The organism is Arthrobacter sp. SLBN-100 (assembly GCF_006715305.1).
GTDB lineage: Bacteria > Actinomycetota > Actinomycetes > Actinomycetales > Micrococcaceae > Arthrobacter.
Genome location: NZ_VFMY01000001.1, coordinates 2,464,764 through 2,487,529, shown reverse-complemented (window position 1 = coordinate 2,487,529; position 22,766 = coordinate 2,464,764). Strand labels below are relative to the sequence as shown.

The 22,766-nt window shown below is 66.1% G+C and carries 21 protein-coding genes; 9 read left to right on the top strand and 12 right to left on the bottom strand.

Features of this window, described 5'->3' with window-relative positions; translation table 11 throughout:
- Positions 1-22: 22 nt before the first annotated feature.
- From FBY31_RS11645 to FBY31_RS11620, 5 genes are all read right to left on the bottom strand, one after another.
- Positions 23-1,342 (bottom strand): ABC transporter substrate-binding protein, encoded by a 1,320-nt coding sequence (locus FBY31_RS11645; protein ID WP_142040893.1) that lies wholly within the window; start codon positions 1,340-1,342, stop codon positions 23-25.
- A gap of 180 nt (positions 1,343-1,522) precedes the next feature.
- A complete protein-coding gene (locus FBY31_RS11640) occupies positions 1,523-2,626 on the bottom strand; it encodes a LacI family DNA-binding transcriptional regulator (RefSeq protein WP_142040890.1) in 1,104 nt (367 codons plus the stop codon).
- A 61-nt stretch (positions 2,627-2,687) separates the two neighbouring features.
- A complete protein-coding gene (locus FBY31_RS11635; RefSeq protein ID WP_142040887.1) occupies positions 2,688-3,566 on the bottom strand; it encodes a PfkB family carbohydrate kinase in 879 nt (292 codons plus the stop codon).
- Between the two features lie 83 nt (positions 3,567-3,649).
- Positions 3,650-4,651, bottom strand: a complete 1,002-nt coding sequence (locus FBY31_RS11630; protein WP_142040884.1) for an SIS domain-containing protein — start codon at positions 4,649-4,651, stop codon at positions 3,650-3,652.
- 926 nt (positions 4,652-5,577) lie between these two features.
- Complete coding sequence (locus tag FBY31_RS11620; RefSeq protein ID WP_142040881.1) at positions 5,578-6,186, bottom strand: DUF5655 domain-containing protein; 609 nt, start codon at positions 6,184-6,186, stop codon at positions 5,578-5,580.
- Positions 6,187-6,373: 187 nt separating this feature from the next.
- Here FBY31_RS11620 and FBY31_RS11615 point away from each other — a divergent pair, with 187 nt between their 5' ends.
- From FBY31_RS11615 to FBY31_RS11605, 3 genes are all read left to right on the top strand, one after another.
- Positions 6,374-7,054: a protein tyrosine phosphatase gene (locus FBY31_RS11615; RefSeq protein WP_142040878.1), complete on the top strand. Its 681-nt coding sequence runs from the start codon at positions 6,374-6,376 to the stop codon at positions 7,052-7,054.
- A 205-nt stretch (positions 7,055-7,259) separates the two neighbouring features.
- The gene (locus FBY31_RS11610; protein ID WP_142040875.1) at positions 7,260-7,838 is read left to right on the top strand and encodes an RNA polymerase sigma factor; all 579 of its coding nucleotides are present in this window, start codon (positions 7,260-7,262) and stop codon (positions 7,836-7,838) included.
- A complete protein-coding gene (locus FBY31_RS11605) occupies positions 7,831-8,595 on the top strand; it encodes a hypothetical protein (protein WP_142040872.1) in 765 nt (254 codons plus the stop codon). The genes FBY31_RS11610 and FBY31_RS11605 overlap by 8 nt, the downstream gene beginning before the upstream one ends.
- Positions 8,596-8,643: 48 nt before the next feature.
- Here FBY31_RS11605 and FBY31_RS11600 read toward each other — a convergent pair whose 3' ends face one another.
- Positions 8,644-9,195 (bottom strand): COG4315 family predicted lipoprotein, encoded by a 552-nt coding sequence (locus FBY31_RS11600; protein ID WP_142040869.1) that lies wholly within the window; start codon positions 9,193-9,195, stop codon positions 8,644-8,646.
- A gap of 165 nt (positions 9,196-9,360) precedes the next feature.
- Between FBY31_RS11600 and FBY31_RS11595 the strand changes: the two genes are divergently transcribed.
- The gene (locus FBY31_RS11595; RefSeq protein WP_142040866.1) at positions 9,361-9,861 is read left to right on the top strand and encodes a sigma-70 family RNA polymerase sigma factor; all 501 of its coding nucleotides are present in this window, start codon (positions 9,361-9,363) and stop codon (positions 9,859-9,861) included.
- Positions 9,858-10,520: a zf-HC2 domain-containing protein gene (locus FBY31_RS11590; protein WP_142040862.1), complete on the top strand. Its 663-nt coding sequence runs from the start codon at positions 9,858-9,860 to the stop codon at positions 10,518-10,520. Before FBY31_RS11595 ends, FBY31_RS11590 begins: the two co-directional genes overlap by 4 nt.
- A gap of 36 nt (positions 10,521-10,556) precedes the next feature.
- Here FBY31_RS11590 and FBY31_RS11585 read toward each other — a convergent pair whose 3' ends face one another.
- The 3 genes from FBY31_RS11585 to FBY31_RS11575 form a co-directional block, all read right to left on the bottom strand.
- Positions 10,557-11,444, bottom strand: coding sequence for a DUF1206 domain-containing protein (locus FBY31_RS11585; RefSeq protein WP_142040859.1), 888 nt, complete (start codon positions 11,442-11,444; stop codon positions 10,557-10,559).
- Positions 11,445-11,637: 193 nt separating this feature from the next.
- Complete coding sequence (gene trmB / locus FBY31_RS11580; RefSeq protein WP_142040857.1) at positions 11,638-12,561, bottom strand: tRNA (guanosine(46)-N7)-methyltransferase TrmB; 924 nt, start codon at positions 12,559-12,561, stop codon at positions 11,638-11,640.
- A 71-nt stretch (positions 12,562-12,632) separates the two neighbouring features.
- On the bottom strand, positions 12,633-13,031 hold the full coding sequence (locus FBY31_RS11575) for a hypothetical protein (protein WP_142040854.1): 399 nt from the start codon (positions 13,029-13,031) through the stop codon (positions 12,633-12,635).
- 94 nt (positions 13,032-13,125) lie between these two features.
- On the opposite strand from FBY31_RS11575, the gene FBY31_RS11570 reads away from it, so the two are divergent.
- Positions 13,126-14,439 carry a CynX/NimT family MFS transporter gene (locus FBY31_RS11570; protein WP_442858173.1) on the top strand — a complete coding sequence of 438 codons (1,314 nt, stop codon included), beginning with the start codon at positions 13,126-13,128 and terminating at the stop codon, positions 14,437-14,439.
- Positions 14,440-14,506: 67 nt separating this feature from the next.
- Here the strand turns inward: FBY31_RS11570 and FBY31_RS11565 are convergent, their stop codons facing one another.
- Positions 14,507-15,796, bottom strand: a complete 1,290-nt coding sequence (locus tag FBY31_RS11565) for an MFS transporter (RefSeq protein WP_142040851.1) — start codon at positions 15,794-15,796, stop codon at positions 14,507-14,509.
- Between the two features lie 27 nt (positions 15,797-15,823).
- Positions 15,824-17,077, bottom strand: coding sequence for a M20 metallopeptidase family protein (locus tag FBY31_RS11560; RefSeq protein WP_142040848.1), 1,254 nt, complete (start codon positions 17,075-17,077; stop codon positions 15,824-15,826).
- A 132-nt stretch (positions 17,078-17,209) separates the two neighbouring features.
- On the opposite strand from FBY31_RS11560, the gene FBY31_RS11555 reads away from it, so the two are divergent.
- Together FBY31_RS11555 and FBY31_RS11550 are read left to right on the top strand one after the other, a co-directional pair.
- On the top strand, positions 17,210-18,241 hold the full coding sequence (locus FBY31_RS11555) for an Lrp/AsnC family transcriptional regulator (RefSeq protein ID WP_142040845.1): 1,032 nt from the start codon (positions 17,210-17,212) through the stop codon (positions 18,239-18,241).
- Positions 18,242-18,303: 62 nt separating this feature from the next.
- Positions 18,304-19,710 (top strand): MFS transporter, encoded by a 1,407-nt coding sequence (locus FBY31_RS11550; RefSeq protein ID WP_235013028.1) that lies wholly within the window; start codon positions 18,304-18,306, stop codon positions 19,708-19,710.
- A 12-nt stretch (positions 19,711-19,722) separates the two neighbouring features.
- Here the strand turns inward: FBY31_RS11550 and FBY31_RS11545 are convergent, their stop codons facing one another.
- On the bottom strand, positions 19,723-20,484 hold the full coding sequence (locus tag FBY31_RS11545) for an SAM-dependent methyltransferase (protein ID WP_142040840.1): 762 nt from the start codon (positions 20,482-20,484) through the stop codon (positions 19,723-19,725).
- A 340-nt stretch (positions 20,485-20,824) separates the two neighbouring features.
- Here FBY31_RS11545 and FBY31_RS11540 point away from each other — a divergent pair, with 340 nt between their 5' ends.
- The gene (locus FBY31_RS11540) at positions 20,825-22,735 is read left to right on the top strand and encodes a DEAD/DEAH box helicase (protein WP_142040837.1); all 1,911 of its coding nucleotides are present in this window, start codon (positions 20,825-20,827) and stop codon (positions 22,733-22,735) included.
- Positions 22,736-22,766: the final 31 nt, after the last annotated feature.

The following is a 22,766-nucleotide window of genomic DNA, read 5'->3' as shown; positions in this document are numbered from 1 at the left end:
GAGACTGTCATGGCAGCATCCGCTACTTGGCTGCGTTGGAAGCGGAACGGACGGCGTCAAGGACCTGTTGCGGGGACTGGCTTCCGGCCACAAGGGCTTCGCCGCCTGCCAGCCAGGCATCGGCGACATCTGGAACGGTGACTGAGTCCAGCCAGATGATGGCCTCGGACGCCTCATTCACCTGCTTGATGCCTTCGACCACCGGTCCGGTCGAGTTCTGTTCCGAGACCACGCCCTTGACCGCGCTCGGCTGACCGTACGGCGGAGCTGAAAGCTTTGTGGCATTTTCCTTGCTCGTGGCGAACTTCATGAAGTCAACCGCCAGTGCCGCGTTCTTCGATTTCGGATTAATCAGGTATCCCTCCGGAGAGCCTTCAATTGCCTTCGTATCGCCCTTCGCCGCGGCCGAGGCGGGCAGCTTGAAGATGCCCAGGCCGTCGTTTTTGAGTTGGGATCCCTCTGACGCCGTAGTGTCGAATTCGAGGACCTCCTGGTAGTACATCCCGGCGGTGCCCGTAGCCAGTGCCTGCTGGGCGCTGGTGTAAAGGACGCCGTTGGAATCTTTACCGCTCCCCGTGCATTCGTTGATCAGCCCGGTGAACTGTTGCATGGCCCGGAGGTAACCCGGGTCGTCGAGTTTCGCAGTTTCAGGGTGGAAATCCGCTTCCAGCGCCTCAGCCGGCACCTCATAAGCGAACAGTTGCTGCAGGTAGTGCAGGCCTGGCCAGCCGTCCTTGTTGCCGAAGGCGATTGGCTCGTAGCCGGCACCCCGGAGTACTGAGCACGAAGAGATCAGTTCCTCGAGGGTGGATGGCGGATTGAGGCCCAGATCCTTAAAGACTTTCTGGTTATAGCCCATGAATTTGCCGTTGTTGTAAAGGGGGACGGCAAAGTACTTACCGTCTTTCTCGAAGGCCTTGAGTGAAGACTCGCCGAAGGTGCTTCCCCATTCAGTGCCGGGGGCAATGGCTTGCGTCAGGTCCGCAGCCAGGCCGCCGTCGATGAAGTTGTTCGCCCAGTTCCCCGCCCACGTGAAGTAGATGTCGGGCAAGGCCTGGGACGCAGTGAGGGTCTTGGTTTTGTCCTTGATGCTCTGGTCAGTTTCCTGGATGAGCTCGAAGGAAACCTCCGGATGGAGTTTGGTGTACTCGGCCGCCAAATCCTCAAAGTAGGGCTCAAGGGGATCCCCGCCGAATTTGGTGAGGATACTTACAGTCCCCGAGTACTCGGGCTCTTTCTGTAGATCCAACTGCGCCGCAGTCTGGCTCCCGCCGGTGCAGCCGGTCAAGGCAAGGGCTGTGCCAGCCAGCAGGGCTGTCATCATGTGCGTGCTTTTCCGCATCGTGTTCTACTTTCGCTCGGATGGCTGAATAGCCGAGGGTCCAGGGGACGAAGAGTGCCGCCCTCCGTTGGATGGCACCTGCGTCAGGTCGCAATTTTGGGAATGTTTGATACCGGTACCACAGTGAATCATGATTCGTCGTCCCGGGGAAGGGTTCAGAAAGAAATACTTACCAGCGGTTCACTGCGCCGCGCGGGAAGGAGCGGGGCCATCGGAAGAGCGGGCAATGAGGGTGGACGGCAGTACCTGCTTTTTGGGTGCGGAGGTATCTCCACCGGTGCGGGCCAGGAGTTGTCGCGCTGCGGCGGCTCCCAACTCGCGCATCGGTTGCTGGATCATGGTCAGGGGAGGCTCCATGACCGCAGCCCAGGGGCTGTCGTCGAACCCGATCAGGGCAACGTCCTTGAGGATCCTCCGGTTGTGATTCCGCAGTGCATGCAGGGCTCCCACGGTAGCCTCGGTTTCCGTGGTGAAAATGGCTGTTGGCGGATCGGCCAGAGCCAGCATCCCGCCGATGGCCCTGGTTGCCTGTCCTTCATTCTTCAGCACGTGAGTCACCAGGGCGGTGTCAAAAGGTATACCGGCCTCTTCCAGGGCATCCAGATATCCGCGAAGACGCTCGCCGTCGCTCCAGAGTGCCTCGTCGAGAATCTTGTGCATCTGCTGCAGATCGGTTGCAGGGCTCAGGGTCACCGGACCCCAGGCGAAGGCTATCCGGTGGTGACCGTTTGCAATCAAGGACGCGACGGCGGAGCGGGCGGCTTCCCGGTTGTCGATGACCACCGAGTCGATATCCAGGCCATCCACCAAGCGGTCGATCAGTACCACCGGTATTCCGCGTTCGATGGCGCTGGAAAGGTGGGAGACGTCGTCGCTCCTGCCCGCCGCCGAAGCCACCACCAGGCCATCAACCTGCTTGGCCAGCAGGACCCTGATGGCGTCGCGCTCCAGTTCCAGCTTCTCGTCTGTACTCAGGATGATGGCATCGTAACCGGCCTGTTTGGCCGTTTCGGAGATGCCCCTGAGGACCCCCGAAAAGAAGGGGTTGGCCACGTCCGCCAGAACAATTCCCAGGGTTTTGGTGACGCCCGTGCTCATGCTGCGAGCCAAGGTGTTGGCTTGATAGCCCAGCCGTTCCGCGGCCTGCAGCACCTTCGCGCGGGTGGCGTCGCTGACGGACCCGTAGTTGCCCAGGGTACGTGCCACCGTTGCCCTGCCAACCCCAGCGGCAGCGGCTACTTCCGAAATGGTCGGAGCGCCACCGTGCTGATGATCTGGCGACATAGCTTCCCTTCCGGGCCCGGGATCGCGCTGGCGCGCTTCAGATGAATGGACAACTCGTGCTTCAGATCCTAGTTGCTGCAGCCGCAGGGCGGCCGTGTCCGAAGGCAGCTTCAACATAGCACTGCTCTGCGGCCGTTTCGGCGGCAAAAAGGAGGGCCGGGCGCAGGGAATCCAGACTCGGCGGGGAATCCCGGGTCCATCCGGACCGCAGGAGGCTCACTGCCAGGCCGGTGACGAAAGCGTCTCCACAGCCCATCGTATCGGCGAATCTTCGCGCGTTCGTTGGCGCTGCTCCTTGCGTAACGAACCGCTCGCCGTCGTACAGAACTGCCCCCGCGGCCCCCCTGGTGGCAACGGCAAGCGAGGCGCCTGCCCCAATTACCCTCGCGAGCTCGTGTTCAACGGCTTCCAAAGGAGCGTCACCGAGGGACAACAGGGCCAGGTCCACGTACGGGGCAGTGCGTCCGAGGTAGAGGTCAGTCCGGCGCTCCGGCTCCCACGAATAGTCAAAGCTGACTAGAGTTCCGGCCGCCCGCACTGACGGGAGCTGGTCCTCCGAAGCGGAGTAAACGCTTGAATGGACAAGGGCTGCGGCGGCCAGGTAGTCCTGGTGCTCCGGCCCGAGCACGAAGGGCTGACTGATGGTGACGCCCCCTTCGTTCCAGCCCAGGAAGACGCGGTCGCCGTTGATAACCTCGATTTCGGTGACGCCGTTAGGGCCTTGACGAATCTGGCACCTGCTGGTGTCAACTCCTTCCGCCGTTATCGCGGAACGGACAAAGGCGCCCAATGGATCGGAACCGAAGACGCCGACATAGGCTGACTCCAGGCCGAGCCGGCGTGCCAGGACCGCGAAGTTAACGCAGTTTCCACCCGGATACATCACCCCCCGGTCCAGGAAACGGTCCACGATGTTGTCCCCGAACCCTATTACTTTCATGCTCATCCTGTCTTGACGGCGGTGTCTCCGGCACGCAGCCGAAGCTGCCGCGCCCCGGGCAGGGGCGCGGCCAACGGTTTTTGTCAGTATTCAACGACCCGGTAGTAGCGGCGCAGGTCCAGCGGGTGGTTGCGGACCCGTTCCAGGTGCTTGCTGATCCGGTCCGCCACCATGTCCAGGACCAAAGGTGCCAGCAAGCCCCGGAACCGGGGGCTGATTCCCGCCAGTTCGTAGTCTCTGGTATCCAGGATGGTGGTGTTCTTGTTGTAGTTCTCGGCGAACTTAACCACCCGTTCCATAAGCGGCCGGCTTTCGTCTTCGCCCAGGAAAAGCACCAGGCTGGTGTCCTCTTCGATGAGTTCCAGGGACCCGTGGAAAAACTCAGCACCGTGGACACGCGTGGTGCGCAACCACTGCATTTCCTCGAGGATGCACATTGAGTACAAATAGGTGAAGCCCCAGAGATTGCCGGCGCCGACGAGGAAGTGGTAGTCCGCATCCTTGTTCCGTTCCGCAAACGCTTCCGCCACTGGCTCCGCCTGGCGTGCCACCTCAACGAGGACTTTGGGGATGCCCTGGAGTTCACCGGCAAGTTCTTCGTATCCCTCAAACTCTCCCCGCACAGCGAGGAGGCGGGTGGCCAGGAGGAGCAGGGGGATGTCGAACGGCCAGGTTTTGGGTTCGGTGATCAGGGCGACATCCAGGGACTTGGCAAAAGGGCTCTCGCTGAAACCCGTGAAGCCTATGGTGTAGGCACCTTTGGCTTTGGCGAATTGGATCGCCTCGATGATGTCCTCCGTTGTTCCGGAAACGGACGCAAAGACCGCGATGGATCCGGGCCCGAACGCAGGGTCCCCGGTCAGCATCAGCTCCTTGCCGATTGCTGCGCGTACGGGAAGGGTGGAACGTGAGCGGATGAAGTGTTCGTAAGGCAGCATCGCGGCGTAGGTGCCACCGGCGCCGATGAGGAAAAGGTTTTCAAAACCCCGCTCCTGGATGGAGTCCACGAACTGTTCGATCTGTCCCTGCAGCGCGAGTGCACTACCGGTCTGGGCGAGGAATTCCTCTTCTTTGAAGCCGAGCACAAGCTGTCCTTTCGTCTTTGGAAACAGTTGCGGTTGATACTCTTGGTACCGGTATCACAACTGCCCATCATGTTTTCACGCCGTCTCGAAATGGTCAATAGACGGCTGAAAGGAATTTGACTAAAAGCTGCCCTCCCGGTTGCCAGGAGCCAGAGCCACGAGCCACGAGCCACCAGCCAGCAGCCCGTCGTCCTGACCAGCAGCAGCGTTGCATCGATCGACGAGGACGTCGTAGAAGCCAATGCCAGCATCGTTGATGCATGCATAGCGCCCTGCTCTACGCGGAGGAGATGTCGTCAGTGGCGGTGCGGAGCTGCTTTGTGGACTTCTAACTGCCCCAGGCACTCGAGGGAGGGTTTGCGCAGTACAAGTTCACCGCCGTCGACCGTTCCGCAGCGCACACCTTGGTCCGGGAAGGCGTGGCGGGGATGCGTGCTACCCCTCAACTCGGCATGGCTCGGCGGCCAGGCCGAACTGCTGGTGCTGGACGACGAGGAGATCGGCGTACATCGAGGCCGGTGGCACGGATCCGGACCTGCGTGAACGGCAGGCGCGGGCGGACGCCGAGGCGCTGGAGTTCAGGAAACCGACGCCGGGATAGTCGGCGCGTAGCCGGCTGCCGCAGCTGTACCCGGCCGACTGTGACGGCGCCTTCCACCGAGCAAAAGATGCGGCTGATGCCCTGTTTGCAGATGGCCGCTGCGGAAGCCGATGCGGAGGCCCCTCATGCGTCCGCTGTTTATGGAGTTACCCGGGGATCCCGGCTCCGCACAGGACTGGCAGTGCACGCTGGGTCCGGGAGGGAGCCGTGTTGCCGCGCCGGACGGGACGTGCCGGAGCACTGGGCCGGCCACGAATCGTTCCGCTGGGTCTTCGCGGTGACGGTCAGGGGAGGTGAGGTGTCCGCCGTCGCGGTTTGACGGGGGTCAGCTGTTCTGATCCAGGGCCGTTGCCAGGATCTCCAGCAGTTCGTCATCCACCTGGTCCTCTGACGTGAGCCGGACGCGGCGCGTGAACGGATCATCGGCGCGGGTTTTGACCGCGTCGATCCTGCCCTCCACAGGGTAATCCAGCCCAGTGGCGTCGAGCCGGAGTGTCACGTCCACTGCCTTGTTGGTGGTCCTGGTGACCTGGGCGAACTTCCGCCGCCGGCTGTGGAGTGACACGTAGCCCTTCCGCATCTGGATCTCCACCCCATCAGTGGCAGAGGCCCACGCCAGGAGCGCATCGGCGATGGGCCTCAGATGAGGGTGGTTGGCGTACTGGCCGTCGATCAGTTCGTCAGCGTCGCGGAGCATGAAGTCCGGGTAGCCGAACATTTCCCAGGACACTGCGTATTGGGCGTACCCGGTCACCCCGAATTCCTCCCGCATCCAGGTGCGGAGCTCGCCGTCGTTGTGGATGCCGGCGGCGCGGGCCTTCCGGACCCAATGTGCGGTGTCCTTGCCGGTCTTCCGGATCAGGAGGGCCTTGTTGTTGTCCACCATCAGCTGCCAGGTGCCGGCTTTCTCCTGCGGCTCGGGGGTTGTAGGCATGCCTCGATCGTAGCGCCGGCCGGACCCGTTTCGTGGCCGGCGCCGGTAACGCCGGCTGCAGGGCCCCGAAAAAAGATTCTGCACGTCCGTAACCTTTCCGCCGTCCCCTGCGATGTAGGAGGTGATGGGTCCGCCCGCCGGGCCCGAATCGCGAATCGAACGTGTTGTCTAGGTTTTGGAGTGTCTAATGTCGTTGTTCACTGTTCTCGCCACCAGCAAAGTCGCCGCCGGAGTACTGGCAGCCGGCACCCTTGCCGTCGGCGGAACCGGAGCCGCTGCTGTTTCCGGCGTTCTCCCCACCGAAGCACAGCAGAGCGCCCACGACCTCTTCGGCGCACCGGCCCCGAAGCTTGCGGCAGAAGCAGCCACCGAAGGCCAGGCTACTGCAGACTCCGCCGCAGACGCGGCAGCCAACGCTTCCGCTGACGCGGACGCAGACGCCGCTGGCGACGCCACCGTTTCTGACCGGAACATCGCTGCCCAGGCCTCTGTCTCCGCTGCAGCCGGCACCGCCGTTGATGCAGCCGGCGCCGCATCCCTCGGCCTCTGCACCGCCTTCACCAACGGCGGCCTCAACGCTTCCTCCGAAGGCTTCTCCTCCCTGGCCATTGCGGCGCAGGGCGAGGCAAACATCGGCAGCTTCTGCACCGACGTCACGGCCCAGGCCGACGCCGCCGCGACGGCCGGAGCCGAAGCAACCGGTTCTGCCGCTGTTGACGTGGTGCGTCCTGAGTTGCCTGCTGTTCCGGCAGTCCCCGCCGTCCCGGATGTCGACGGCGAGCCCGCAGTTCCTGCCGTACCTGCAGTTCCCACCGTGCCCGGCGAAGCCGGCACCGTCGTTGACGCACCCTCCGTTTCGGTCCGCTAACCGGCCTTAGCTAGTGTGTACTGCGGGAAGCGGGACAAAATCCGCTTCCCGCAGTAAGGCAGTCCCGATCCGTAAGATCATCACCCGCACCCGGAAACTGCGCCCGGAAATACAGTCCGGAGACGCCCGCCACGAGGCAGCCGGGCAGTCCGGGCGGGACCCGCAGACCGCCGCGTAAACCGGAACTGGCATTGCCCGTCCCGGGATGGAGGAGCCGCTGGTGCCAGACACTTTGGCCCAAGAAGAGACCGACATATTCGACGACGCCGCCGGAACCGACCCGGCAGCGCTCTTCGGCGTCGCCTACCGGACCTTCGCCGGTCCGGTGCTGGGCTATCTCAAGGCACGCGGCGTGGACGATCCCGAGGCGGTCACCCAGGACGTGTTCCTGGCCTTCTTCCCAAGGATCAGAGGCCTCACCGGCGGACTGCAGGGTGCCAAGTCGCTGCTCTTCTCCATTGCCCACGCCCGGATGGTGGACCACTACCGGCGGCTGGAACGCCGGCCCCAGCTGACTCCTTACGACCCGCAGGAGGACAACCGCAGCACGCCCTCCGCGGAACATCACGCAGTGGAGCTGAACGGCGCGGCCGAAGCGCTGCTGGAGGGGCTCAGCGACGAACACCAGGAAGTGCTGGCGCTGCGCGTGGTGGCGGACCTGTCCATCGAACAGGTGGCCGGCATCATGGGAAAAAGCGAGGGAGCCGTCAAACAGCTTCAACGCAGGGCCCTTCACAACCTCAAGGCACAGACGCTCAAAAGAAACCAGGCAAACCATGAGTGACACCGCAGGATCCCGCCGCGACGGGGCAGTGGATCAGCTGCTGCTGGAAGCAGAGCTTGGCGGTGACAGCCAGCTCCGCCCCGTCCTCCTGGAGCTCCGGGCTCTGGGCACAGTGGCACCGGAGCCTTCTGCCGACCTGTTGGCGCTGATGGCGGGCGCCAACGGGTCCTGTGCCATTGCATCGCGCGCTGCTGAAACAACACCGGTCCCCGCCGTGGAAGCAAGTCCGGCTCCCCGGGACGAACTCGCGGCCCGCCGCAGGGCCAAGCGCCGGATTGTCCTCACCACCTTGTCCGTCGCGGTATCACTCGGCGCCGGAAGTGCCGTTGCCGCAGCATCGGACCAGGGCATCCGCGACTCGTTCACGCGGCTGAACCAGGCTGTTACGTCCTTCATCACCGGTTCCGCCGGAGCTCCCGCCGGCGATCAGGCGGGGCAGCCCGGCACTCCTGTGCCCACGGCTCCCGCCGGTACAGTGCCCGCGGGCTCTGCAGCCGGGGACCCGGCGTCGATCCCGGCGGACTCAGCCGCAGCTGCCCACCCGACAGCCACGCCGCCGTCGGACGCTCCTGCCGCGGCGGAGGCTACCAATGGCCAGCGAACTTCCCCGGGGCGGCCCGGGGAAGTTCCCGCTTCAGAAACCCTGCCCGGGGCGGTTCCCGGGCAGATCACCGACGGCCTGGGCATGTCACCGGAGGTGCCAGTCCCTGAGCAGGTTCCCCTGCCGGGGACGCTGCCGGCCGTTCCGCTGCCCTGACGTCCCCTTTCCTGACATCACCCACGCGCCTGCCTCAAACGCCGGCGGTCAGTAGCCGGAAGCGGCCATCTTCGTGATCATTTCGCCGGACGGATCCGCAAGGTACCAGACATTGTTGACCCCCTGGCCCAGGATGTCGCCGGCCTTGGTGTCTTTTTCGAAGTAGTACAGCGGCATGCCGTTCAGGGTCACCTGCTTTGTGCCTTCCGGCGTTGTGATGGTGCCTACGGTCCCGGTTACCCCTTCGACCTTGGGTGTAGCAGAAGTGGTGATGAGGGGCGGCCACGCGGTCAGGCATCCACCCGTGCAGGCGCTGGTGCCCGAGTCCTTGACATCCTTGGTGAAGTAATAGAGGCTCATGCCTTTGGCGTCCACCACGATGTCGCCCAAACTTGAGGATGCTGTCTTAAGGTCAACGCCTGCGCTCGCCGTTGAGGTTGACGTGGCCGGAGCCGGGGCGGTTGTCGAGGCGGCAGGTGTACCTGCCGTGACAGCGGGGCTGGTGGCCGCAGGAGTGGTTCCGCTGCCGCCGGCGCACCCGCTCAGGGCCGCTGTCAGGGCCAAGATGGCCAGGCCTGCCCCAAACACATGCTGTTTCATGGGTTGCTCCTTTGGTAGTGCCCGGCGCCGATCGCCGGACGCTAACCAATACGACGCACCAGGGTGAACAATGGTTCACGATGAACCAAATCCGGGCTGCGGACGTCGTACCAGCAGGGAAGCGCGGAACGGCCGTGCCGGAGGCTGGGACAGGAGGTCCGCCGAATGCCGCTTGACGAGGACGTGGTGGAGTCCATTTACCGGGAACACGGCCCGGCCCTCCGCCGCTTCGTGCTCAGTGCCTCCCGAGACCCCCAACTTGCCGAGGACGTGGTCCAGGAAACCGTGCTCCGGGTCTGGCAGCACGCGCCCGAGGTCACCGGCAGCCTCCGCAGCTACCTGTTCCGGACCGCGAGGAATATCATGATCGACAATTACCGCCGCGCCCAACGCCGGCCGGCCGAGGCGCTGGACGACGGGCTCAGCGGTCACGCCGAAGTCGTGGAGCGAGTGGACGAACTGTTGAACCGGGTGCTGATCGAGGAGGCGCTGCTCCGCCTCAGCACTGAACACCGGGACGTCCTGGTGGCCCTCCACTACCGCCGCTTCACCGTGAACGAGGCGGCCGTGCTGCTGAACATCCCCAGCGGAACGGTTAAATCCCGCGCTTACTACGCCGTGCGGGCACTGCGGACCATCCTGGACGAAATGGGGGTCGAACGGTGAACGCTTCCGGGCCGCACCAGCTGCTGGGCGCCTACCTGCTGGGCGGGCTGGATGCCGTGGACCTTAAGAGTTTTGAAGACCACCTCCGTGAGTGTGCGCAGTGCCGGGAGGAACTGGGCCGGCTGGAGAAGCTGCCCGCACTGCTGGACGCCATTCCAGTACCGGACGCGGTGGCGCTTACCGTTGTTCCGTCCGCCCCGATTGCCGCGCCAACAGCTGCGGCCCCGGTGACCCTCCTCGCCGAACTGGCGCACCGCCGTCGTAAAGTACGACGGCGGTGGGCGGCGCTGGCGGCCGCAGCCGCCGCTGCCTGCCTCGCCGTGGGCCTGGCCGCAGGTCCGCTCCTGGGCCGGGCTCCACAGCCAGACGCCACGTACTCGGTCCAGTCCGGCGGCGGCCTCCAGTTCAGCGTCGACCTGGCCCGCAAAACCTGGGGAACTGAGCTGGCAGTGAACGGCAGCAGCCTCCCGGCCGACGGAACATTGTCGCTGTGGGTCCGGGACCGTGCCGGTGGGGAGGACCGTGCCTGTGCCTGGACGGCCACCCCCAGCGGCCGGGTCAAGGTCACCGGGGCAACACCCATCCAGCTGGCCCGCATCTCCAGCGTGGAACTGCGGGACGGCACGCAGCAAACCGTCGCCGTGATCGCCGTGCCGTAGTTTACGGTGCCGTGCTTCAGGCCACCCGTTCCGCCGCTACTGGATCATCTTTGCCAGGCGCCCGCGGACAACCATATAGACGCCGTAACAGATCAGTCCCGCGCCCACGGCTGCCAGGACATACAGGCCAAAGGGCTGGTCGCGCAGTGCCCTGAGGGCGCCATCCAATCCCGTGGACTCCTCGGGATGTGCCTCGAGGGTGGCGATAGCAATGAGCAGGCCGGTCAGCAGGAGCACCATTCCCTTGGCCACGTACCCTGCCACGCCCAGCACCCTGACGGCGTTCCTTGCCACAGGGGATGCGGGCATAGCCAACTGCTTCTCGAACGATTTCCGTACACCGCGGATGCCGTACGCCACCCCGGTCACGGCGATGCCGGCACCCAGCAGGACCAGCAGCGCCACGCCGCCCGGTGCCTTCATCATTGAGACGGTAAGGTCGCTGGCTGTCTGCCGGTTGTCCCCGCTTGAGCCGATGCCCCGCGCGAAGGACATCAGCGTCAGGGCAAGCCCCGCGTACACGAGGGCCTGCGCCGCCGCTTTGGCCTTCTTCCCCGCCTTTTTCTTGGTTTGCAGGTTGTTGTAGTCGAAAAGTGCGTCGCTGGCCTGCCACAGGGCAAGGGCGGCGCAGGCGGCGAAGCTGGCCCACAACAGGAAGGGTCCTGCGGGCTGGGTGGCAAGCTCGGCCACGGCACCGCTGAAATCGGCACTTCCGGTGCCACCCCTGGCCAGTCGGATGGCGATGGCGCCCACCAGCAGGTGCAGGATGCCACTGGCCGCAAAACCTGCCCTCGCCAGCAGCTCCAGGGTGCGGGAGTTCGTGACATTCTCTGCCGCGTCCGCGGCCTGCTTCAGTTCTCTTTTGATGGCTGTTCCTTTATGCCGGCGCCAAAGCGCGAACGGTATGGGCCCGTACACCGCCATCGTGCCACGCCGGGGTGGTCCCGGCCCAGCGGCGGGAGAACTGTGTGGAATAGCGTGTGGGGCATGCGGCTTGGGAATTTGATATTCCGGAGCGTGTGAAATTGCCGGGTCCATCAGCGCGGGCTGACGGGCTGAGCCAAGGCCGAAGTGGTTGTCGTTGGGTTCGAGGGCGGTGCTTCGCCGCCGTGGGACTTTACCGCCGGCGGTAGCAGAGGTCGAAGATCAGCCGCCCCGCTTCGTGGGCCTTGGCCTCGAAGCTGGTCCGGATCCGGCCCTCAAAGCGCGGCGCCCAGCCGCCCGTTTCATCCACACCCTCGTTGGGCCCGGTGTGTTCCGTGCTGACCGGTGCGCGGCCTTCCCGGACAGGCGCTCCTCCCACCACTGATTCCACACCCGACTGCCACACCTGGGTCAGCGGGCTTTCGGGTCCGCGGCGCTCGCCGGTGTGCAGGTTCTCAAAGTCCTCGGAGTCCGCCAGGACGTCGCGGACGTGGACCGCGTAGTTGGACCAGTCGGTAGCAACCCGCCAGAGCCCGCCCTTTTTCAGCGCACGCGCGGCCAGCTCCGCGAACTCGGGCTGGATCAGGCGCCGTTTGTGGTGCCGCGACTTGTGCCAGGGGTCCGGGAAGAAGACCCACAGTTCGCTGACGGAACCCTCCGGAAGCATGGTGGCCAACACTTCCGGAGCGTTGGCCTCAACCACCCGCACATTGCTCAGGCCGCGGCTGTTGATTTTGATGAGGGTGTTTGCGAGCCCGGGGGTGTAGACCTCCACTGCGAGGAAGTCGGTCTCCGGATTCTGCTCGGCGGCATGGCAAATGGCGTCGCCCAGGCCCGAACCGATCTCGACGATAAGGGGTGCCGTGCGGCCGAATTCCGCCTCGGCATCGAATGTGTAGTCCGGGTGGACGGATGTATTGGCTACATGCCGGGGGACGTTCACGGCCCAGCGCTCGGCATGCAGTTCCCAGGCCGCCTGCCGGCGTCCCTGGAGGCGGGTTCCCCGGCGGACGAAGCTGACCGGCCGGCCGCCGTACGTGCCGTAGGAAGCCTGCGTGCCGGGGGTCACCGGCCTGGGGACATGCTGCGGCTGGGGGGTTTCTGGGGATTCACTCATCCTTTCCAGAATACCGGCGCGGGAGGGCTGAAAGTTAAGGAAGGCGTCGAGGAGTCAACCGGTGGGGCGTCTCAAAAGAAGCCTGCTCCAACGAGGAATCGCAGCGTGTAGATCAAACTCACGACGAAGAAGATCGTCATCAACGACAGAGATATCACGGCCACCACCCAGCTGCTGGATCGTGGCCGGCACTTCCGCAGGGAGGAACGGGCCAGTGAGACAGAGCTGATACCGACGAGCAGGGGGAGGCTCCAGAAGATCACAGGTGCCAGCCAAGTTAGCGCAGTATGCCGGGAAGGGCCCGCAGTCAGCAGCATGGTGAACATGCCGATGGGGCCAGTGATGCCGATGCTAATGGGTGCAAGAAAAGCAAGGACCAGGCTTCCGATGGCCCCGCGGTCCATCCCGGTCGTTGACGGCACCGGAGCCTGCAGGGACGGGGCCGGGTTGGGTGGTTGGACGTCGCTCATGCCTCCAAACCTATGGCCCGGGGGGCAAGGCCGGCAGGCGTTCACCGCACTATGTGGATAACTTCGTCCGCCGCCCTCCTGCAAGAATGGGCAGGTGACGGAAGCGACGAACGCTGCGGCGAAGAGGCAGCGCCCGGAAAGGCATGCGGCGAGGCCCCAGCAGGCAAAACAGGCCCGGCCGGACAACCTGGTGGACGCGGAGATCGATGAACTGCCTGCCCCGGAGCCCACACAGCTGGGCAGCCGAAGGGCCCTCGGTTACCTGGGGCTCTGCCTGGTCCTGATCGGGCTGAACCTGCGCACCGTCTTCTCCAGTTTCTCCGCCGTGCTTCCCGAAATCACGTCGCAGGCCGCCTTGCCCGGGTGGGCCGTGGTAGTCCTGACCACCGTCCCGGTGACACTGCTGGGCGTGTTTGCGCCCCTGGCTCCGGTCCTGGCACGCCGCTTCGGCGCCGAACGCGTCCTCCTCGGTGCGATGGCGGTCCTCACGGCAGGACTCCTGCTCCGCCCTGTCGGACCAGGGCACCTGCCCGCCCTGCTGGCCGGAACCGCGGCCTGCGGCGCTGCCATCGCCCTGTGCAACGTGCTCCTGCCGGGGCTGGTCAAACGCGATTTTCCGCACCGGCTTGGCCTCATGGGCGGCCTATACACCACCGCCATCTGTGCTTCTGCCGCCCTGGGAGCCGGCTTCACCTACCCTGTCTACGCGGCGACGGGGGAGTGGACCCAGGCCCTGTGGTTCTGGGCGCTGCCCGCCGCCGTCGTCCTTTTCCTCTTCCTTCCGGTGGCTCTGCGGCAGCGCCCCGTGCGGCACCAGAAGGTGAAGGACGGCGTGAACGTATGGCGCTCGCCGGTTGCATGGCAGGTCACCATCTTTATGGTGCTGCAGGCGATGATGTCCTTCAGCGTGTTCGCCTGGCTGGCGCCCATCCTGCGCGAGCGGGGCGTGGACGGCGCCACGGCGGGGCTGATCGTTTCGGTGAGCATTGTGCTGCAGATGTTCGGCTCGCTGTTCGCGCCGGCGCTGGCTGCGAGGTTCCGCGACCAGCGTGGCATCAACACCCTGGTGGCGCTGATGACCGGCGGCGGCTTTGCGCTGAGCATCTTCGGTCCACCTGAGCTGATCTGGGTGTGGGCAGGACTTTTGGGACTCGGCCAGGGCAGCCTCACCGCAGTGGCCCTGACCATGATCATGTTGCGCACCCGTGACGGGCACACAGCAGCCCACCTTTCGGGAATGATGCAGGGCGTGGGGTACGGCCTGGGTTCAACGGGAACCCTAATGGTGGGCCAGTTGCACCAGGCCACCGGATCCTTCACCGCCGCCGGCGTCCTCTTCCTGGCCGTGGGGCTGCTCGCGGCCATGTTCGGATACCGGGCGGGACGGAACCGCTTCGTCGGTGACTGAAACCAGCTGGCAGCAGGTGTCGTTTTGAGCGTTCAAAACGATACCTGCTGCTACCGACTTGGGAAAGCTAGCGGGTGAGGTCCTTGCCCTTGGTCTCGGGGATGGTGAAGACGAATGCGGCGCTGACCACGAGCAGCAGGACGGCGTAGACGTTGAACAGGTCCGGCATGTGGAGGGTGGTGCCGAGCCACTGCTGCAGGTACGGGGCGGTGCCGCCGAACAGCGCCACGCAGATGGAGTAGGGGACGCCCACGCCCACGGTGCGGATGCTGGTGGGGAAGAGCTCGGCGTACACGGCCGGGACAATCGCGGCACTCGCTGCGATGAAGACCAGCATCACGGACATACCCACGGCCAGTTGCCACGCAGAGTCCTTCAGCAGCCAGGTCATAGGGAAGTGCATCACGGCGGACCCGATGGCGCCGGCCCACAGCACCTTCTTGCGGCCGATCTTGTCCGACAGTTTGCCCCACAGCGGCAGCGCCGCGATGAAGACGATGTTCCCGATGACGCCGGCCCACAGGGCTTCGCCGCGGTCGATCTTCAGTGCCGTGGTGGCGTAGCTGGGGGCCACCACGCCCCAGATGTAGTAGATCACCGTGAGGCCGACGGTCAGGCCGACGACCTGCAGGGCCTGTTTCCGGTGGCGGACAATCTGCGGCCAGATCGGAGCACGCTTCGCGCCGGCGGATTCGCTTTCGAACGCCTCGGTTTCGTGCAGCCGGGACCGCATGATCAGTGCGTACAGCCCCAGTGCGGCGCCGATCAGGAACGGGATGCGCCATCCCCAGGCGTTCATGACCTCGGTGCTGAGTGCCATGTTCAGGACGGCGCCCAGGAGCGTGCCGAACAGGATGCCCACCGTCCCCGAGGTGTAGATCAGGGTGGCCCAGAAGCCGCGCTTTTCCTTCGGCGCCATCTCGGACAGGTACGTTTGCGACGACGGCAGCTCGCCGCCGTGCGCCAGGCCCTGCACCAGCCGGGCCACCAGCAGCATCAGTGACGCCCAGGCCCCGATGCTGGCGAAGGTGGGGGCGATCCCGATCATGAGGCTGCCGAGCGACGCCAGCCCCACCGCGAGGGTCATGGACGTCTTGCGGCCCACGCGGTCGCCGATCCAGCCGAACAGGAAGCCGCCGAAGGGCCGGGCGACGAAACCGACGGCGAAGATCGCCAGGGTGGACAGAACGGCCGACGCCGGGTCCGCCTTGCTGAACAGCTGGCTCGCTATGAAGGGGGTGAAGGTTGCATAAATCGCCCAGTCGTACCATTCGACGGCATTGCCGATCCCGGTGCCGACGATGGTTTTCCGCAGTGCCGTGCGCGCGCTGCGCGGCGGGTTGACGGTAGTGGTCATCTGAGTTCTCTTCCTGGAAAGGGTGGATCAGGAGGTGCTGCGGGTGGACGAAAGTGCGGCCAGGCGCTGCATGGCCAGTTCGGCGTAGAGGGCGGCGCCGTCGGCCAGCACGCCGTCGTCGAACGTTGCATACGGTGAGTGGTTGAAGGGTGAAACGGTATGGTCGGCGCCGCGCGGGACGGCGCTGAGGCCGATGAAGGTGCCGGGTACTTCGGCCAGCACCCTGGAGAAGTCCTCCGAGCCGCTCAGGGGAGTTGCCCAGCGGGAGAGCCGTGAATCGCCGAACATTTCGGTGATGATGTTCTCGGCAGTACGGGTTTCATCGTCGTCAGTGATGGTGAGGGGGTACTCCTGCTGGTAGTCGACGTCAACCTCCAGGCCGTGTGCTGCCGCGATGCCTTGCAGGAGGCGCGGAATCGAATCCATCAGTTTCTGGCGGGAGGCCTCGGAGAAGGTCCGGATGGTGGCTTCGATCCGTGCCGTCTCCGGAATGACGTTCCGCTTGGTGCCGGCATGGAGGACGCCGACGGACAGGACCACGGGATCGAACATGTTGAACTGGCGGGTGATCATCACCTGCAGCGCGGTGACCATCTCGGCAGCCGCCGTTACCGGATCCTTGGCGGTGTGCGGGGCGGAGCCGTGGCCGCCTGCGCCGAGCACCGTCACCACCAGGCCGTCGGACGCGCTGAGCATCACGCCGGGTTTGGTAGCGAAGGTGCCGTGCGGTTCGAGGGCGGAGAACACATGCATGCCGTACGCCGCGTCCACCCGGCGCCCGGGCGCGTCCAGCACCCCTTCGCGGATCATGTAGCTGGCGCCGTCGAACCCTTCCTCTCCGGGCTGGAACATCAGGACGACGTCGCCGGCCAGGCGGTGCCGGTTCTCCGCCAGCAGTGTGGCGGCGCCGGTGAGCATGGCGGTGTGGAGGTCGTGGCCGCAGGCGTGCATGGCGCCGTCCACGCGGGAGGTGAACTCGACGCCGGTTTTCTCCTGGACGGGGAGGCCGTCCATATCCGCGCGCAGGAGCACCGATGGCGCCGCCGGCTGATCCTGCCCTGCTTCGCCAGTTGCTGCTGCCCCGCCGGTGCCGCGCAACACTGCCGTGACCGACGTCGTCTCCTTGCCGAGGGTGATTTCGTAAGGCAGCCCGTCCAATGCCCGGAGGACTTTTTCCTGTGTCCGGGGCAGGTCAAGGCCGATTTCGGGCTCCTGGTGCATGGCGTGGCGGAACCGGGTCAATTCGTGCTGCAGTTCCTTGGCCGGGGATGCGATGGTCATTGCTGCTCCTTCAAAGAATCAGTTGCCTTAAGTCTGGGGTGACTTGGTTCACATCAGCTAAAACTGCTCGAAAGATGCACTCCCACTCTTTTTCTTCCACGTTTTATGCATCACTGCGGAAGAATGGGGAGCATGGAACTGAGTGAGGAGGACCTCGCCCTCATTAACGCGCTGGAGGTCGCGCCGAGGATCAGCTGGGCGGACGCAGGCGAAATTCTTGGTGTTCACGCCACTACGCTTGCGGCGCGGTGGGAACGGGTCCGCGGTGCAGGAGCGGCGTGGGTGACCGCCCACCTGATGGGCGACCCCAAACAGATGTGCCTGGCACTGGTGGACGTTGACTGCGACATGCACCGCCGCGCCGAGGTGACGGAGTCGCTGGCCGCCGTCCCCGAGATTGTCACCATTGAGGAGGCGGCCAGCAACCGGGACCTGATGCTGACGGTCCTCACCCAGTCCCTCGAGGAGTTCACTACGGCCGTGGCGTCCCGGCTCCAGGACATCGAGGGTCTGCTGAAGTACCAAACCGCCCTGTGCACCAGGCTGCACTCGGGCGGTTACGCCTGGCGCCTGAATGTGCTGGACCGCGCCCAGATCGCGGCCCTGCAGGCGAAGGCGGGTCCCGAAGCGGCGGGGTCGTCGCCTTCGGATTCCGTCACCGAGCCCCTGCCCAAAAGCCACCTGGCCCTGCTTCCCTTCCTTGCCAGGGACGGGCGGGCGACGGCGGCCGACATTGCGCGGGAGTTGGGCCGCCACCCGGCAACGGTGCAGCGCCAGCTGAACCGGGTCCTGGCCAGCAGGGTGCTTTCCTTCCGCTGCGAAGTGGCGCAGAAGTTCTCCGGCTACCCCGTGACCTGCCAGTGGTTCGCCAACGTCCCGCCGGGGCAGCATGAGGCTGCCGCGGCCGAGCTTAGGGGCCTCCGCAACGTCCGGCTCAGTGCCTCCACCACGGGCCGCACCAACTTTGTGATCATCATGTGGCTGCAGTCGCTGGCCGACGTTATGAACGCCGAGCTTGCCCTGCAGCAGCGGATCCCAGGAATCGAACTGGTGGAGAGCGTGGTGATGCTGAGTACGGTCAAGCGGGTGGGGTGGATGCTGAACCGGGACTCGACGGCCACCGGACGCGTCATCGTTCCTGCTGCGGTGGCGGGCGCCGGGTAGGGGCGTCGTACCCTGCGGCTATGCTGTGGAGCACGTCCCTAACAACCGATCGGGCCAGAAGCGTGCGCGACACAACCCTTCCACCGGCAGGCACCCATTCCGGCATCCTGCAGCGGCCGTACCTGTGGGTGACAATCGGCGCGTCCGGGCTGGTGTTCCTGGCCGCGTTCGAATCCCTCGCGGTGACCACCATCATGCCCGTGGTGAGCCGCGAACTGCACGGCGCGGACCTGTACGCCCTGGCCTTCGCAGGCCCGCTGGCCACCGGGGTGATCGGGATGGTTGCAGCCGGGAACTGGTCCGACCGCCACGGCCCCACCGTCCCCCTCTATGGGTCCGTGGTGCTGTTCGTAGCGGGACTGCTGATCGCGGGCACCGCTGTGTCCATGCCGCTGCTGGTGGCGGGCCGGCTGGTGCAGGGGCTGGGCGGCGGTGCCCTGACAGTGGCGCTCTATGTGTTGGTGGCCCGGATCTACCCCGGGCTGCTGCACCCCAAGATCTTCGCCGCGTTCTCCGCGGCCTGGGTGGTCCCGTCCCTGGTGGGGCCGTTTGCCGCCGGCATGGTGGCGCAGGTGTTCAGCTGGCACTGGGTGTTCCTGGGCGTGGTGGGGCTGGTCATTCCAGCCCTTGTGATGATCGTGCCGGTGCTGCGAAACATGGCGCCTGCCGAGGAGCAGGGCGCCGCCTCGGGGAAGCCACCCCCGCCGTGGGCCCTGGGCCGGCTCGCCTGGGCCAGCCTGGCCGCGCTTGCCGTGCTGGGCCTCAACCTCTCGCGGGAGGTCCGGCTCCCGGGCTTCGCCGCCGCGCCGACACTGCTGGCGGTGGCCGCCGTCGTCACTGCCCTGGTGGCCGTGCGGCCGCTGGTGCCGATGGGGACGCTCGCCGCCCGGCGCGGCCTGCCGAGCGTGATCCTGGTGCGCGGACTCGTGGCGGCCGGGTTCTTCGGCGCGGAGGTCTACCTGCCGTATCTGCTGATTGAGCAGTACACCTTTTCGCCCACCTTTGCCGGCCTCACCCTCACCGGCGGAGCGCTTGCGTGGGCGGGAGCCTCGGCAGTCCAAGGCCGGCTCGGCACCCGGTTGTCCCACCGCGGTGCCGTCCGCACCGGCTCATTCATGGTCCTCGCAGCTGTGCTCCTCGCGCTGGCAACCGCCGCGCTGCACTGGCCGCCCGTCGTCGTCATCGCCGGGTGGGTCCTCGCGGGCGGCGGCATGGGCCTGCTTTATCCGCGGCTGAGCGTGATGACGCTGGCGCTTTCGAGCAAGGAGAACGAGGGCTTCAACAGTTCGGCCATGTCCATCTCGGACTCACTGGGCGGTGCGCTGGCGCTGGCCGCCACGGGTATCGTTTTCGCCGCGTTCACGACGACGACCGAATCCTTCGCCGGGGTCTTTGCACTGTGCGCCGTGCTCGCCGCAGCCGCGGTGGCAGTGGCGCCGCGGGTCACCAGCCGGGCGGCTGCCCGGTAGCCCTCGCAGGACTCAGGGGAGCCGGCTGGCCCGGACCACCACATCCGCGATGGTGGCCTGCTGGCCGTCCGGTCCGGTCACCGGCCGCTCCCGGCTGGTCTGCACTTCGAGCTGCCATTCGGGGCCGTCCAGTCCCAACTCCCGGACCAGTTCATCAGCCGTGTAGAACATGTTGTGGTGGGGGTGCGCTCCTCCCCACGGCGGCAACCGGTCCGGGTGGTGGCCCACCACCAGCAGGGTTCCGCCTGGTTTGACGGCCGCGGCGGCCGCGCGGAGCGGTCCCTGCCAGGCCAGCTCCTGGGAGTGGAGGAACTGCGAGGTCACGAGGTCGTAGGAGTCTTCGGGCTGCCACTGCTCGAGGTCGGCCTGCTGCCACTGGATCCTGCTGGCGATGGCGCCCTCTGCCGCGTGGACGCTTTCCCGCGCCAGGGCTGCCTTCTCGTGTCCGTGCGCCCGTGCCAGTGCAACGGCGGAAACGTCGACTGCGGTGACCGTCCAGCCGTGCTGCGCCAGCCAGATGGCGTCCGCGCCTTCGCCGCAGCCCAGGTCGAGGGCATGTCCAGGCCGGAGGCCGCCGGCTTCCCGCACCAGCTGGGGGTTCGGCTTGCCACTCCAGACCTGAGGCTTGCTGCGGTACCGTTCGTCCCACAGGGACGCCGCGTCCCTTATTCCCTGACCACCGCTGTCGCCCGAAAGGCCGGGGCCGCCCGGAAGGCCGGGGCCGCCGTCGTGCGCTGCTTGGTGTTCCTGAGGGTGGGCCGCGTGTTCAGTCATGCCTCCACCCTGCCCCGCACCGCCGGTGTTGGCAACGCCCCAACCAGGCAGCGGCCGGTGGGGAAACCGTGCCCGCGACGGGAGCGGACGCGGGGGATGGTAGACTGGTGGAACTTGATGTGCAGTGATGCCCGCTTAGTCCCGAAGTTTGGGGAGTGGGCTTTTTTCATGTGAGAGGCACATCCTGCGTCGATGAACGCGTTCCATTTGGTCCCGGCCGCCGTTTTGTATAAGCGGCAGCAGGCTGGTTGACCACCTGAATTTTCTTCGGCGAACCCCCTGGGCCAACCGGCGTCGGGGGCCGATATCCGTACGGATACCGCCTGAAAGACCTTTGACTTTGACTACTTTTGCTGCCCTCGGCACGCCCAAGGCCCTTGCCGACACCCTCACCGCCCAGGGAATCGAAACCCCGTTCCCCATCCAGGTGAAGACCCTCCCCGACACACTGGCAGGACGAGACGTCCTGGGCCGTGGCCGCACCGGCTCCGGCAAGACCATCGCGTTCGCCATCCCGCTGGTGGCACGCTTGGCCGAGCGTGAAGCTCCGTACTTCCGCAAGCCCGGCCGCCCCATGGGCCTGGTGCTGGCGCCTACCCGCGAACTGGCCACCCAGATCAACGCCACCATCGAGCCGCTCGCCAAGGCCGCCGGCCTGAACACCACCGTCATCTACGGCGGCATCTCCCAGGCGCGCCAGGAAAAGGCCCTGCGTGCCGGCGTCGACATTGTGATTGCCTGCCCCGGCCGCCTGGAGGATCTGATCCGCCAGCGCATCCTCACCCTCGAAGCCGTGGAAATCACCGTCCTGGACGAGGCCGACCACATGGCCGACCTCGGCTTCCTGCCCGTGGTGAAGAAGCTCATGGACATGACCCCCAGCCAGGGCCAGCGCCTGCTCTTCTCCGCCACCCTGGACAACGGCGTGGACAAGATCGTCCAGCGTTACCTGTCCAACCCGCTCACCCACTCCGTGGATGACCCGCAGGCCGCGGTGACCACCATGGAGCACCACGTCCTGGTGGTCAACGACCAGACCGTCAAGAAGCAGCTGATCGTGGAGCTCGCCTCCGGCGCCGGCCGCCGCGTCCTCTTTATGCGGACCAAGCACCACGCCCGCAAGCTGGCCAAGACCCTCACCGACGCCGGGATCCCCGCCGTGGACCTGCACGGCAACCTCTCGCAGAACGCCCGTGACCGCAACCTGGCCGAGTTCTCCTCCGGTGAGGTCCGCGTCCTGGTGGCCACCGACGTCGCCGCCCGTGGTGTGCACGTGGACGACGTCGAGCTGGTCATCCACGTTGATCCCCCCACCGAGCACAAGGCGTACCTGCACCGGTCAGGCCGTACCGCCCGGGCCGGTTCCGACGGCACCGTGGTCACGCTGACCCTCCCCGAGCAGCAGACCGACGTGAAGAAGCTGATGAAGGCCGCCGGCGTCGAGGTTAACTTCGAGCGCGTGACCGCCAGCTCGCCCATCGTTGCCGAGCTCGTGGGCGACATGGCGGACAAGGTCGACCCGCGGACCCGCGCCGCGCTACTGGCTGCCAAGGCTTCCAAGCAGGGCGGCGGCACCTCCACGGGTGCCAACGCCGAGCGCAAGCGGGCACGCCGCCAGGCTGCACCCACTGCCGGTGGCCGTGGCGGCCGCGGTGGACGCGGCAAGGTTGGGGCGGAGCCCGTCCGCACCGATGTTCCCCGTGCCGAGCGCCGGGCAGCAACCTTCGAAGGCCGCACCGAAGCCCGTGCAGCATTCGACCGCAATGCCGAGCAGAACGAGGACCGCGCGATCGCCGCAGCGGCTGCCCGCCGCAACACCCGTGGCCGCGGCACCGCTTCGACGCACCGCAACGACGTTCCCGCGGCAGGTGGCCGGTCATCGGCCGGCCGCGGTTCAGACGGTCGTGCAGAGTCACGCGTAACCCGCAGCGACGCTCCCCGGGGCGGCACCGGCCGTCCCGCTTCCTCAGGCCGTCCGGCTTCCTCCGGCGGACAGCGCAGCGGACGTCCGGCAACAGGCCAGCGTGCCGCAGCCGGCGCTGGTGCAGGTACCCGGACCGGCGGACAGCGCTCCGCAGGTGCAGGTGCGGCTTCTTCCGGCGGCAACAAGGCCGTCTGGTCCTCCAACACCGGCGGGACCTCCGGCGGATCCTACAGTGCTGGCAACGGCGGCGGTTCCGGCCGTCCCGCCCGCAGCGGCGGCCCGCGCCGTGCCTCGGCTCCGGCGTCGAACGAACGCCGCGGACGCTAAAGTTACGGATTTCCGCTACGCAAAGTAGCTG

Excerpts from the sequence above, each read along its gene's own strand:
- FBY31_RS11645 (WP_142040893.1), bottom strand. The coding sequence starts at position 1,342 with ATGCGGAAAAGCACGCACATGATGACAGCCCTGCTGGCTGGCACAGCC.
- FBY31_RS11640 (WP_142040890.1), bottom strand. The coding sequence starts at position 2,626 with ATGTCGCCAGATCATCAGCACGGTGGCGCTCCGACCATTTCGGAAGTA.
- FBY31_RS11635 (WP_142040887.1), bottom strand. The coding sequence starts at position 3,566 with ATGAAAGTAATAGGGTTCGGGGACAACATCGTGGACCGTTTCCTGGAC.
- FBY31_RS11620 (WP_142040881.1), bottom strand. The coding sequence starts at position 6,186 with ATGCCTACAACCCCCGAGCCGCAGGAGAAAGCCGGCACCTGGCAGCTG.
- FBY31_RS11615 (WP_142040878.1), top strand. The coding sequence starts at position 6,374 with ATGTCGTTGTTCACTGTTCTCGCCACCAGCAAAGTCGCCGCCGGAGTA.
- FBY31_RS11610 (WP_142040875.1), top strand. The coding sequence starts at position 7,260 with ATGGAGGAGCCGCTGGTGCCAGACACTTTGGCCCAAGAAGAGACCGAC.
- FBY31_RS11605 (WP_142040872.1), top strand. The coding sequence starts at position 7,831 with ATGAGTGACACCGCAGGATCCCGCCGCGACGGGGCAGTGGATCAGCTG.
- FBY31_RS11600 (WP_142040869.1), bottom strand. The coding sequence starts at position 9,195 with ATGAAACAGCATGTGTTTGGGGCAGGCCTGGCCATCTTGGCCCTGACA.
- FBY31_RS11595 (WP_142040866.1), top strand. The coding sequence starts at position 9,361 with ATGCCGCTTGACGAGGACGTGGTGGAGTCCATTTACCGGGAACACGGC.
- FBY31_RS11585 (WP_142040859.1), bottom strand. The coding sequence starts at position 11,444 with ATGGCGGTGTACGGGCCCATACCGTTCGCGCTTTGGCGCCGGCATAAA.
- trmB (WP_142040857.1), bottom strand. The coding sequence starts at position 12,561 with ATGAGTGAATCCCCAGAAACCCCCCAGCCGCAGCATGTCCCCAGGCCG.
- FBY31_RS11575 (WP_142040854.1), bottom strand. The coding sequence starts at position 13,031 with ATGAGCGACGTCCAACCACCCAACCCGGCCCCGTCCCTGCAGGCTCCG.
- FBY31_RS11565 (WP_142040851.1), bottom strand. The coding sequence starts at position 15,796 with ATGACCACTACCGTCAACCCGCCGCGCAGCGCGCGCACGGCACTGCGG.
- FBY31_RS11560 (WP_142040848.1), bottom strand. The coding sequence starts at position 17,077 with ATGACCATCGCATCCCCGGCCAAGGAACTGCAGCACGAATTGACCCGG.
- FBY31_RS11555 (WP_142040845.1), top strand. The coding sequence starts at position 17,210 with ATGGAACTGAGTGAGGAGGACCTCGCCCTCATTAACGCGCTGGAGGTC.
- FBY31_RS11545 (WP_142040840.1), bottom strand. The coding sequence starts at position 20,484 with ATGACTGAACACGCGGCCCACCCTCAGGAACACCAAGCAGCGCACGAC.